Here is a 13177-nt window from a genome sequence, read left to right on the forward strand (position 1 = left end):
ACATGGGAAAACCAACAGGCTTTTTAGAATTTGAACGTGAAAATAGTTTAGCTATAGATCCAAAGGAAAGAATAAAGAATTTTAATGAATTTCATACACCACTGTCACAAGACAAAAGAAAAGCGCAAGGAGCTCGTTGTATGGATTGTGGAGTGCCATTTTGTCAATCAGGAATGACAATAAAAGGAGCTACTACAGGATGTCCTTTGCATAACTTAATTCCAGAATGGAATGATTTAATATTTGGTGATAATTGGGATCAAGCATATAAGCGTTTATTAAAAACAAATAACTTCCCAGAGTTTACAGGAAGAGTATGTCCAGCTCCTTGTGAGGCAGCTTGTACTTCAGGAATTAACTCTTCTCCGGTTTCTATTAAGGAAAATGAGTTAAGTATTATTGAAAATGCTTACGAAAATGGTTTTGTTGAAGTTAAAAAATCAAAGGTTAGAACAGGAAAGAAGATTGCAATTGTGGGGTCTGGACCATCAGGTCTTGCAGCTGCAGATCAGTTAAACAAGCGTGGACATGATGTAACAGTATATGAAAGGGAAGATCGTATTGGTGGATTACTTATGTATGGAATCCCAAATATGAAACTTGAAAAAAGTGTTATAGAAAGAAAAGTTTCTATAATGAAAGAAGAAGGCGTTAATTTTGTAACTAATGCAAATGTTGGTGTAAACATTAAGGTTGCAAAGTTAAAGAAGGAATATGACAGCATTATACTAGCTTGTGGTTCATCAAATCCAAGGGATATTAAAGTTCCAGGAAGACAAGCTAAAGGAATATATTTTGCAGTGGATTTTCTAAAGTCGACCACAAAGAGTCTTTTAAATTCGAATTTGCAAGATAGTAAGTTTATATCAGCTAAGGGTAAGAAGGTTATTGTAATTGGTGGTGGAGATACTGGAAATGACTGTGTTGGAACATCTATTAGGCATGGAGCAGCATCAGTAACTCAACTAGAAATGATGCCAAAATTGCCAGATCAGAGAGCGGAAAATAACCCTTGGCCAGAATGGCCTAGAGTTTGTAAAACAGACTATGGACAAGAAGAAAATATTGCTGTATTTGGACATGATCCTAGAGTTTATCAAACTACAGTAAAGGAGTTTGTAGCTAATGAAGCAGGTGAAGTTTGTAAGGTAAAGTTAGTTAAGCTTGAGAGTAAGAAAGATAAAGAAACAGGTAGAATAAAGATGGTAGAAATACCAGGATCAGAATATGAGATAGAAGTTGATTTGGTTCTTATAGCTGCAGGTTTTTTAGGAAGTGAAAACTATGTTACAAAAGCTTTTAATGTAGCTGTGGATGGACGTACTAATGTACTAACTGAGTCTGGAAAATATAAGACAAGTGTTGAGGGGATTTTTGTAACAGGTGATATGCATAGGGGTCAGTCTTTAGTTGTTTGGGCAATTAGAGAGGGGCGAGAAGTTGCAAAAGAAGTTGATTTTAGTTTAATTGGATATACAAATTTAGAGTAAAACAAAGAAAAGTGGATTCGATTGAGTCCACTTTTTTTATACATAGTTAAGTAGAAAGATTCTCATCTTTTAGGATTTAAAAATCACTAGAAGAGAGAATCTTTTATTTTTATTATTTATTAGATTTTTTTAGTTCATCTACATGTATTGTGGCACAGTTATTATCTTTTATGGATTTAACTATAGTTTTCATTGGAGAATCATCTTTTAGCGTATAGTTAAGTTTATCATTATTTGTATTAAAGTCGATGTAGTCAACTTCTATAGATGGATGATAAAAGAAACTTTTTAACACTTCAGGGTCATTAGAAGCAAGACCATTAGTTATACTTGCTGAACTTCCGTTTTCTACAAAACCTAGAGGGGTTGGAACAAAGAGATTACCACTCTTAGTTTTGTAAATATTTTTCTTTGAATTATCATAAGGTTCATAGACGTACCTAAAATATTCGCCTATTATTTTTTGTTGAAATGGAGTATCTCTATAATGAGGACTCTCATAAAAGCTTATTGGTATATTTAGTGCACTTGCAGTATCAATGCCCTTTTCAATAACTTGTCTAGTGGATTTTTCATCACTATTGACAGTTTTGGACATTTCTTCACCAACAGCACTTCTTTCATCTCCATGCTGATGAGTATATCCGTGTAATCCTATTTCACATCCTTTATTAAGTAAGTAATCAAGGATATTAATAAATCCTACATTAGTAATATTATTATTCTCCAGCAAATCATTATCTATATTATCAACAGGAGCCTTAAATCTAGGAATCCAACCTATATGAAATTTAATTCCTTGAGAATATAAATAGCTTGCCATAATTTTGACTTTTGTTTGATTTTTGTCGACCAAATTTGAATCACCACAAGCAAAATCTTCGAATCTAAATAATGCAATATCTTGATTGTCTTGAAGCGGTATTTCTTTAGGGGCTTTCACATCAGAAGATAACAAACTAATGCTATTTGTTTGAAAGTTAAAAACAGCAAATAAGTTGAAAATTTCTTCTATATCAGAGATAGAGATATAAGGTTCGTTATCTTTATATAGTAAATTTCCTCTGAGCGAACCAGTAATATTATTTTTTGTAAATGAGTTGCTACTGATCAAGATTTTAGTTGAATTATTTTGTAGTGAACACAATTGATCAGTGTTAAGATCAGTATAACCTAATTTTTTTGATATGTATGATACTGGAATGTAATACCTTTGTGCTTTTAAAAGCACAGGGACATTTTTTATATTATGATCGCTTAAAATGTTAAAAGTAACATTAGAAACTTCAGATACAGGCATATCATCAAAATTCAGTTGAGCTTTATATACGCTCTTAAAGTCATCATCTGGTAAAAGATAGGATGACAATACGTTATTTCTTATTGTTACTTCATCGCTAAAGAAATCATAATATGAAAGCACCTCATATGCTACAAAAGCACTGATTAAAATAGCTGGAATAAATATTAATTTTATAATTTTTCTCACGTTAAACACCTACCAGTTATATTACAAATTTATATTTATTATAATTATACTATTTTTAGTAAAAGTAGTATACAAAAATTTTGCTTAATTTGACGAAAGAGATAATATTTATATAAATAAAAAATTGTGATTTAAATCACTTTAAATTATGGTAGATATAATATATAATACTATTATTGATATTAATTATCAACAAAAGGAGGAAATAAAAATGTATATTCAATGGAATGGTTTTAAAGAAGGAACTTGGCAAGAAAGAATTGACGTAAGAAATTTTATACAGAAGAATTATAAATTATATGAAGGTGATGGAAGTTTCTTAGAAGGAACTACTGAAAAAACTGATAAAGTATGGAGCAAAGCCCATGCTTTAATAGTGGAAGAAATAAAAAAAGGAATAATAGACGTAGCAACAGATAGAGTATCTGGGATAGACAACTATGAACCAGGATATATAGATAGAGAAAATGAAGTAATTGTAGGGCTTCAAACAGATGCACCACTTAAAAGAATTGTGAATCCTTTTGGTGGGATGAGGATGGTAGAAAGTTCTTTGAAGGAATATGGTTACGAATTAGATTCAGACATAAAAAAACATTTTTCAAATTATAGAAAAACACATAATGAAGGTGTTTTTGATGCATATACAAAAGAAATAAGACTAGCAAGATCCGCTGGGCTTTTAACTGGACTTCCAGATGCATACGGACGAGGTAGGATAATAGGAGATTATAGAAGAATAGCTCTTTATGGAATTGATTTCTTAATAGAAGAAAAAATGAAAGATTTAGATAGTGATATCATGCATGGAGATATGCTTGATGAATTGGTAAGAAAGAGAGAAGAGGTTTCAGAACAAATTAGAGCCTTAAAAGCTATTAAATCTATGGCGTTAAAATATGGTATAGATATATCTAAGCCAGCAGCTACAGCAGCAGAAGCTGTACAAGCTTTATATTTTGGATATTTAGCTGGAGTAAAAGAAAATAACGGTGCTGCAACTTCACTTGGAAGAACTTCTACTTTCCTAGATATTTATATTGAAAGAGATTTGGCAGCAGGAATTATTACAGAAAAAGAAGCTCAAGAATTAATCGATCAATTTATAATCAAGTTAAGATTAGTTAGACATTTAAGAACTCCTGAGTATAATGAATTATTTGGAGGAGATCCAACATGGGTAACAGAATCAATCGGAGGAGTAGGCATCAATGGAAAGTCATTAGTTACAAAAAACTCTTTTAGATATTTACATACTTTAATAAATTTAGATACAGCACCAGAACCAAATCTTACAGTTTTATGGTCTCAAAACTTACCAGAAAACTTTAAGAAGTATTGTGCTAAAATTTCAATAAAAACTGATTCTATTCAATATGAGAATGATGATGTAATGAGACCAATATATGGTGATGATTATGCTATAGCATGTTGTGTATCTGCTATGAAGGTTGGTAAGCAAATGCAGTTCTTTGGAGCTAGATGTAACGTTGCAAAATCACTTCTATATGCAATAAATGGTGGTGTTGATGAAAAGAAGGGTATTCAAGTAGTTCCAGGAATAGAAAAACTTACAGATGAAGTTCTAGACTTTAATAAGGTTAGAGAAAATTACAATAAAGTTTTAGAATATGTAGCCAAGCTTTATGTAGATACAATGAATATAATACACTGCATGCATGATAAATATGCTTATGAAGCAGGTCAAATGGCTTTACATGATACACAAGTAGAAAGACTTATGGCTTTTGGTATAGCAGGTTTATCTGTAGCTGTAGATTCATTATCAGCTATAAAATATGCTAAGGTAAAACCAATTAGAAATGAAGAAGGTATAGCAATAGATTTTACTACTGAAGGAGATTTCCCTAAGTACGGTAATGATGATGATAGAGCAGATGATTTAGGGGTAGAATTAGTTACTAAGTTCTCATCAGAACTTAAAAAGCATCCTTTATATAGAGATGCACATCATACATTATCAGCACTTACTATAACTTCAAATGTTATGTATGGAAAGAAAACAGGTTCAACTCCAGATGGTAGAAAAGCTGGAGAAGCATTAGCACCAGGGGCTAATCCAATGCATGGTAGAGATATAAATGGAGCATTGGCATCTTTAAATTCAGTTGCTAAAATTCCGTATAATGAGGTGTGTCAAGATGGAGTTTCTAACACTTTTTCTATAATACCAGATGCTTTAGGAAAAGAAGATGAGCAAAGACTTAATAATCTAGTATCTATTTTAGATGGATACTTTGTACAAGGTGCACATCATTTAAATGTTAATGTACTAAATAGAGAAACACTAATAGATGCAATGGAAAATCCAGAAAAATATCCTACTTTAACTATAAGGGTTTCTGGATATGCAGTTAACTTCAATAGATTAACTAAAGAACAACAATTAGAAGTAATAAGTAGAACATTCCATAAGAGTATGTAAATAAATATAAAAATTATAGAAAGGTGAAAGAATTTTGTTTTATTATTCTTTCACCTTTCCATATACTATGATATGTTATAATAAAGAGTATTAAAAAGTTAGAGTTATTAATGGAGGAAGATATGGCTATAGGAAGAATACATTCAATAGAATCAATGGGTCTTGTAGATGGGCCTGGAATTAGAGTGGTAGTGTTTTTTCAAGGATGTGCGTTAAGGTGCAAGTACTGCCATAATCCAGATACATGGGCTATGGATGGTGGGGAAGAATATACAGCTGAAAGGCTGGTAAAAAAAATTGAAAGCTTTAAACCTTATTTTCAAAGAAGTGGAGGAGGAGTTACTTTTTCAGGAGGAGATCCTCTAAGACAGCCAGATTTTCTTTTAGAAGTGCTTAAACTTTGTAAGGAAAATGGTATAAACACTTGTATTGATACAGCCGGATATGGATTTGGAAATTATGATGAAATCTTAAAGTATACTGACTTAGTTCTTTTTGATATAAAAGATATAACTAGGGAAGGTTATAAAAACATAACGTTAATGGAAATGGACGAATCATTGAAATTCTTAGAAGCTATGAAGAAGAATAATACGAAAATGTGGATTAGGCATGTGGTAGTGCCAGGATTTACAGATGGAGAAGAGCATATAAGAGCATTTAATGAGTATATATTAGATATTCCAAATGTAGAGAAAGTAGAACTATTACCATATCATCTTTTGGGTGTAAATAAGTATGAGGGAATGAATATGAAATATCCATTACAAGATGTTCCTGCAATGGATAAAGAACTATGTGAAGGTTACAAGAAAATAATAACTAAATAAAATAAGCACCAGTTACTATAAAGTTTTAGTAATTGGTGCTTTAATTAACATTAATTATGAATATTTTCATTAGAAGTTTGTTTTTTCTCAAATTTTTTTTTAGCGGCTTCATATTTCTTTGGATCATAAAACATGCATATAGATAAAAAAAGACCTATTGGTATGCTTATATAGATTCGTTGAAACAAAAATGTGAAACAAGCAGACAAGCCTATAAAGGATAATAGAAATAAGAAAAAGTTTCTAGTAGTGAAATTCATAAATAAGACCTCCTAAATAGTTATAAGTTAATTATACATAATATTTGGAAAAGTAACAATAAATATGAAAAATAAAATTAAATGTTTACATTAGCTTTTTAAGGATTATTTCTTTAAGATAGTAATATATATAGAAGTGGATGGAGGAGATGTGATGAAGAAATTTCTTATAAGAACGATGGTAGGATTTGCTTTAATATTTGTTATATTATTTTGTATAACTATGTTTTTAGAGTATAAGAACAAAAGTAATTTACTAGAGGAGGTTAAAATTGAACAAATTGTTGAGGATGGAAAGATTCAGGTGCCTGCTACACCTAGTAAGGTAGAAGTTAATTATGAATTTTCACAGGTTTATTTTTATAGTGGAATTTTAATTAACTTATCCATTCCGGTATTATTTTATTACTTTGGAGGAATTGAAGTAATTAAGAAAGCAAATTTTAGGAAAAAGATAGTAGAAGGAGGAGTATTGTGTATTTTATATGGAGCATTATCTGAAATATTGATTTTTCCTAAAATATTATTTAGTAGTTTTTATAGAGCGAAGTTGGTAGGGTTAAGCAATCAAAGTTTTTTTGATTTTTTGGGTGATTTTGCAAAGGGAATAGGAGAAGATTTATTGCTAACTTTACCTATAGCCGTTATTATATATTTGATTTTTATAAATAAGAAAAGATGGTATATATGGGTATCAGCTATACTTGTAGCAATTAGTTTGGTTAGCAATTATGTTTATCCTTATATTGATGAAATAGAGAATGATCTTGTTGATATGGAAGGTGGTGGACTAAAAGATAAAATTTTAGAGCTATCAAAAGATGCAGGAATTGAAAATTTAGAGATTAAAGTTATTCCTAAAAGCCATAAAACTGGAAGTATGAATGCCTATATGACAGGAATACATAATAGTAGAAGAATTGTATTTTGGGATACAACATTAAATAAGTTAAGTGACAAAGAAATATTATCGGTAGCAGCACATGAAATGGGACATTACAAGCTTAATCATATTCAAAAGTCGATGATTTTTGAATTGATAGGGATAGTATTATTAATACTATCAATTCATATATTAATGACAAAAAATAAAGGAAAGGACTATAGGAAAATTGAAAATATCCCTAAAATACTTTTGATAATAAATATAATATCTATCTTAATTATGCCTATTGAAAGTGCCTATTCAAGAAAGGCAGAAGTAGAAGCTGACGAGTTTGCAATGAGGATAACTGGGGATAATTTAACAAATGGTTTATTAGAATTAAGATTTGTGGAAAGTAATTTAACACCTGTTGATGTTAATGGATTATACAAATGGTTAGCGTATGATCATCCAACGGTTAAGGAAAGAATTGAAAATAGTAATAACTTTAAAAATTAATTAATAAGAGGTTATCTAGTAGTAGATAACCTCTTATTATATCTATTTTCTTGAACTAAAATATCCTGGTGGAATATATCCTTGTTTCATACCTTCAATGATTAGCAAATATGTTGCGGCAGTATCAAATCTTGCATCATGATAATCACCACTACCTTGAAATAATTGATCAGCTTTAGCTGAAATTTGATCTTTGCTTATATTTAAGAAAGATATAACTTCTTCAAGTTTTGGGTTTTTATAGTCTCCATTAGGACGCAAGATTTTGCATATATCTTTATAATAGTTCATTGTACAGAAAGTGTTTTTTGGCATATAGTCAATCCCCATACCTTCAAGTTCATGCTTTAAAAACTTTATATCGAAATTAACATTATGACCTATAACAAAATCAGCTTGGCTAAAATCATCTTCAAACTCTTCAAGTAAATCCTCGAAATACTTACCATCAGAAAGCTCGTATAATTTTTCTAATGAAAAGCCATGAATCGCTTGTGCAGAAGAATCCATTTCATCTACTGTTATAAAAAAGTTTTTTCCTTCTGTTTTTTGAGGTTTAGCTGAAGCATCTATTGTAATATAGCTTAACTGGCATATGTGACCAGGTTTTATACTAGTAGTTTCTGTATCGAAAATTAGTAATTTCATTTTCTTCCTCCTAAAGATTATTGTAATAATAATTTTATTATATCATAAATTAATATTTAGGAACTATAGTGAATCACTAATAGTATTTAGAAGAGATATGCAACTATTTAAGCAAATGTTATCTCTATCAAGTAGAGGATTAAACTCTACAAAATCCATAGATTTTACTTTTTTTGTTTGTAATATATTACGTAATATTTTTTTTCCGCCTTCTATTGTTAAGCCATCACTTACAGGAGTACCAGTACCAGGCACAAAGGAGGGGTCAATCGAGTCTATATCGAAACTTAAATGGATATTTGATATATTTTTTTTGTTAATAATATCTATAACTTCTTGTAGGCAATTATCCAACCCTTTTTCTTTAATATTGTTCATTGTCCATACGTTTAAGTTGTTTAATTTTATCAAATCTAATTCACCTTGATCTAAATCTCTAGCACCTATTATAAAAACATTTTCCATTGATACTTTTACATTTTTAGAAAATATAGAAGTAAGGCTGTCGTATCCAACTCCCATAGAAGCAGCTAGAGGCATTCCGTGAACGTTGCCTGAAGGTGATGTAATTTCTGTATTGAGATCACCATGAGCGTCAATCCATATCACAGCAAAATCATCCTTGTAAAATTCCCCAGCTGCAGCTACACTACCGAGGGCTAAAGCATGATCCCCACCTATAACTAATGGAAATTTATTGTCCTTTAAAGTGTTCCATACAGAATTAGCTAAAAGTTCACTACTGTTTAATATTTCACTTAGATACTTCATTTTTTTACTTTTTATGAATTTATCATTTGAGTGCACATCATTTATTTGAATGTTTCCTAAGTCATCTACTGAATGAGTCTTAGAAAAAATATTAACAAGTCCATTCTCTCTTAGTGTGTCAGGTCCAAGCTCCACTCCAGGTTTATCACAACCATAGAATAAAGGGACACCAATTATATTTATATTCATATTGCACCTCCAATTTTAGAGTTTATAGTCCATTAATTATATTAATAGCATAATGGTATAAAGTAAATATTAAATTTTATTTTATTTTTCTAATATAGTTTATGTTAAAATTAGGAGGAAAATTAATAAATATGTGGTATTATGATAAATATAAGAAAAGAAGTACAAAGGAGGATTAGTTATGTTTCAAGATGGAAAAAGAAAAATATCAATAATTGGTGCAGGATTTGTTGGGGCAACTACAGCATATGCTTTAATGAATAGTGGTATAGCTACTGAGATATGTATATATGATATTAATATGGATAAAGCGCTAGGCGAGGTAATGGATTTAGTTCATGGAACATCCTTTGTTAAGCCAGTAAACATTTACGCAGGAGGGCTTAGCGAAACAAAGGATTCGGATATAGTTATAATTACAGCAGGAGCAGGACAAAAAGAAGGTGAAACTAGATTAGATCTTATAGAAAAGAATCATAAGATATTTCAAGGCTTTATACCTGACATAGTGAAATATAGCCCGGAATCTATATTATTAGTTGTATCAAATCCTGTTGATGTTTTAACTTATATAACTTATAAATTATCTGGTTTCCCAAAGGAAAGGGTAATAGGCTCAGGTACAGTCTTAGACACATCAAGATTAAAATATGTTTTAGGAAAGTACTTTCAAGTAAATAACAATAACATTCATGGTTATGTCGTGGGTGAGCATGGAGATAGTGAAGTAGTAACTTGGAGTAGTTCTAGCATTTCAGGTGAAAGCTTCGAAAAATATTCGAGTCAAACTAATTTGCAATGGGATGAAGATATAAAGACGGTAATAGAAAATGATGTAAAAAATGCTGCATATGAAATAATAAGTAGAAAGAAGGCTACCTATTTTGCAATTGGGCTAGCAGTTAATAGAATAGTTGAAGCTATATTTAGAGATGAAAATAGTATTTTAACAGTTTCTAGTCTTTTTGAAGGGCAATATGGAATAGAGGATATTTATTTAGCTGTTCCAACTATAGTTGATAGAAATGGAGCAAAAAGTGTTATAGAAATGCCTTTAAGTGATATAGAAAAAGATAAACTTAAAAAATCGGCAGATATTTTAAAAGGGCATTTAAATAAATGCAATTTATAATAATAAGACCTATTAGGTAATTTATATGGTATAGTAGAGAACGTTTAACTGATCTACTATACCTTTTTGTTTTTATACTAATCAAGAATGGGTTGGTACTATTAATTAGAAATTATTACAAATAAAAGTAAATGATAAAAATAATAATATTTTACAATAATAAAAAATAGAAGTATACTTAAAAAGTATGTTTAAAATAAAGTCAAATATTAAAAAAAAATTACTTTTATTGATATAATTAAGTAATAATTATATAATAAAGCAAACAAATAATTTGCAAAATAAGCAAATTAGATGGAGAGGAATTGAATGGAGAAAAAGGTTAGAAGGAAGATTAAGAAAGATAATAGAGTAATTAGAAAATTTAGTTGGAAGTTACTTATAGGATTTATGATATTTCAATTGTTTTTTACAGTTATAACAGCTCCTTTTATATTATTTTATGGGCCTTTTCAAAATGCAAAATCAATGTTTGTTGGTGGAGCTATGGGGTCAATGCATTATCAGTGGTTAGCAACTACTTTTCTTTCTAAAGAGCAAATTAACAAGATATTGGGGAAAAGTGAAGTAGAAGAAGATGTATCGACAGATGGTTCAGGTTTAATAAGCATACCAAAGAATCATGATGATAATATAAAATATGCCACTTTAGAGAATAATGATAAATTTCGTGGACATGTTCTTACTGTTAGTGATCCTACAAGAATTAAAATAGGATATACATCAAAGCTAAAAAAAGAAGGAGAAACTACATCACAAATAGCCGAAAACAATAAGGCAGTAGCTGGAGTTAATGGGGGAGCTTTTTCAGATGAAGCAAATTCGCAGGCATGGACTGCTAATGGAGGTACTCCTTCAGGTGTAATTATAACAGGTGGTAAAGTTATCTATGATGATACTTCAGGTAGTAAACAAGGTACTATACTTATGACAAAGGATGGACGCTTAGTTGCAGGTAATTATACTACAAAAGAATTATTGTCAAAAGGTGCTTCTGAAGCTGTAAGTTTTAATACGGATATTTTGGTTAGTAATGGAAAAGCAGCAAAATTACAATATCATATGGGAGGGTCTTCTCCAAGAACAATAATTGGGCAAAAACAAGATGGAAGCATTTTGTTAGTAGTTTTAGATTCAAAAAATAATAATAGAATTGCAGCGACTTTAGATGAAGCTCAGGAAATAATGCTTGATTTAGGTTGTGTAACAGCGGCTACATTAGATGGAGGTAAGTCTGCTACAATGTACTATAATGATGAAGTTGTAAATACACCTTCCTACGCATTTGGTGAAAGATATATACCAACTGCTGTTATAGTTAAATAAGTGAGAGAGGTATGATTTATGAAAGGATTCAAAAGAATTATAGTATGGGCTTTGCTTTCTATAATGATGCAAGTAGCAGCTCTATTATATTTAGATAAAGTATATTTAAAACATTCTTCTGAGTTTCAACTGAAAGAAGTTAAAGAAGATGTTGTTGGTAGTAAAGCTGACTTATCAATACCACAAGGAGCAAAAAAGATTCAAAGTTCTTATGATGGTAAATATATATCATATTTCGTTGACAGTAAGTTCTATCTTTTAGATACAAAGACAGGTACTTCAGAAGAGATAATAACTAATAAAGGTAATAGAGAAGTATTAAATAGTGAATGGTTGCCAGATAGAAATAGATTAACAATAGCAGAAAAGGTAACAAGTTCAAGCAAGAAAAATGTAATTAACGTTATTAATTATGATGCAAAGAACAAAACAGAATCTCAAATTACAGAAAATGAAAAAGTGTGTGATTACAAGAGTGGAATGCAAGTTGATGCAATTGAAACTACAACTCTTTCTGGAGTCACTTTTGTATCTGTGAGTAAAGGTGGGAATAATGCAGTTATTTATAGAATAAATATAGAAAAAAATGTGGAGAGTATTGGAAGCAACATTTCCGCTATGGGAGAAATGAAAGTATCCCCTAGCAGTGATTCTATAATTTATCAAGATAAAAAAGCTAAAAGATTTTATGAATATACAAATGGTAAAGCATCAAAAATCAATATTACAAATTCAAGTAACTTGACGCTTTTGGCAAGGGATAGTAATGGAGTAGTATATATGGGCGAAGAGAGTGAAGATAAAGTAACTAAAATCTTTTCTGGAACTCTTAATCAAAAGTTTGCTACGTGGAAAGTAACTCAGTTAGATAAACCAAAGAATTCTACAGATATATATGTTAATGATAAAGGTGAGTTTCTAGTTAATGATAGTTTAGATGGAAAAGTTAAAAATCTTACAACATCAGAAAGTGTAAGTTATAAAGGAAAGTTTATATTTGTAAACAATAAAGTTATTTTAAGTTCTGATAATGGCAAGATATATTTAACAAGTCTATCAAAGTAGTAAAATAATGAAAATTGGTGAGCTATAAAAGACTTCTGTGGGAAATCTACAGAAGTCTTTAGATTATAAATTCAAATTTCAAAAAATTTATGGTATAATACCATTCAGAATACTTTTTAGGAGAGGAATATAGATTTAATGAATAGT

At 30.1% G+C, this 13177-nt stretch carries 11 protein-coding genes; 7 read left to right on the plus strand and 4 right to left on the minus strand.

Features of this window, described 5'->3' with window-relative positions:
- Nucleotides 1-2: 2 nt before the first annotated feature.
- Nucleotides 3-1490, plus strand: coding sequence for a glutamate synthase subunit beta (locus H9661_RS08250; protein ID WP_191768193.1), 1488 nt, complete (start codon nucleotides 3-5; stop codon nucleotides 1488-1490).
- A gap of 112 nt (nucleotides 1491-1602) precedes the next feature.
- On the opposite strand, the gene H9661_RS08255 is transcribed toward H9661_RS08250, so the two are convergent.
- A complete protein-coding gene (locus H9661_RS08255; protein WP_341480415.1) occupies nucleotides 1603-2979 on the minus strand; it encodes a DUF2334 domain-containing protein in 1377 nt (458 codons plus the stop codon).
- 211 nt (nucleotides 2980-3190) lie between these two features.
- Here H9661_RS08255 and pflB point away from each other — a divergent pair, with 211 nt between their 5' ends.
- Nucleotides 3191-5425, plus strand: a complete 2235-nt coding sequence (pflB, locus tag H9661_RS08260; protein ID WP_191768197.1) for a formate C-acetyltransferase — start codon at nucleotides 3191-3193, stop codon at nucleotides 5423-5425.
- Between the two features lie 122 nt (nucleotides 5426-5547).
- Nucleotides 5548-6255, plus strand: coding sequence for a pyruvate formate-lyase-activating protein (pflA, locus tag H9661_RS08265; protein ID WP_143316050.1), 708 nt, complete (start codon nucleotides 5548-5550; stop codon nucleotides 6253-6255).
- 50 nt (nucleotides 6256-6305) lie between these two features.
- Here the strand turns inward: pflA and H9661_RS08270 are convergent, their stop codons facing one another.
- A complete protein-coding gene (locus H9661_RS08270) occupies nucleotides 6306-6515 on the minus strand; it encodes a hypothetical protein (protein WP_143316049.1) in 210 nt (69 codons plus the stop codon).
- 154 nt (nucleotides 6516-6669) lie between these two features.
- Here H9661_RS08270 and H9661_RS08275 point away from each other — a divergent pair, with 154 nt between their 5' ends.
- Entirely contained in the window at nucleotides 6670-7899 is a 1230-nt protein-coding gene (locus H9661_RS08275) for a M48 family metalloprotease (RefSeq protein WP_143316048.1), read from the plus strand.
- A gap of 42 nt (nucleotides 7900-7941) precedes the next feature.
- On the opposite strand, the gene H9661_RS08280 is transcribed toward H9661_RS08275, so the two are convergent.
- Nucleotides 7942-8547, minus strand: a complete 606-nt coding sequence (locus tag H9661_RS08280; RefSeq protein ID WP_143316047.1) for a 3'-5' exonuclease — start codon at nucleotides 8545-8547, stop codon at nucleotides 7942-7944.
- A gap of 63 nt (nucleotides 8548-8610) precedes the next feature.
- The gene (gene rocF / locus H9661_RS08285; RefSeq protein WP_143316046.1) at nucleotides 8611-9507 is read right to left on the minus strand and encodes an arginase; all 897 of its coding nucleotides are present in this window, start codon (nucleotides 9505-9507) and stop codon (nucleotides 8611-8613) included.
- 181 nt (nucleotides 9508-9688) lie between these two features.
- Between rocF and H9661_RS08290 the strand changes: the two genes are divergently transcribed.
- The 3 genes from H9661_RS08290 (at nucleotide 9689) to H9661_RS08300 (ending at nucleotide 13030) form a co-directional block, all read left to right on the plus strand.
- Nucleotides 9689-10639: an L-lactate dehydrogenase gene (locus H9661_RS08290; protein WP_143316045.1), complete on the plus strand. Its 951-nt coding sequence runs from the start codon at nucleotides 9689-9691 to the stop codon at nucleotides 10637-10639.
- 309 nt (nucleotides 10640-10948) lie between these two features.
- Nucleotides 10949-11965 (plus strand): phosphodiester glycosidase family protein, encoded by a 1017-nt coding sequence (locus H9661_RS08295; protein ID WP_143316044.1) that lies wholly within the window; start codon nucleotides 10949-10951, stop codon nucleotides 11963-11965.
- Between the two features lie 18 nt (nucleotides 11966-11983).
- Nucleotides 11984-13030: a dipeptidyl-peptidase IV gene (locus tag H9661_RS08300; protein ID WP_191768200.1), complete on the plus strand. Its 1047-nt coding sequence runs from the start codon at nucleotides 11984-11986 to the stop codon at nucleotides 13028-13030.
- Nucleotides 13031-13177: the final 147 nt, after the last annotated feature.

This window comes from Clostridium cibarium, from assembly GCF_014836335.1.
GTDB lineage: Bacteria > Bacillota > Clostridia > Clostridiales > Clostridiaceae > Clostridium > Clostridium cibarium.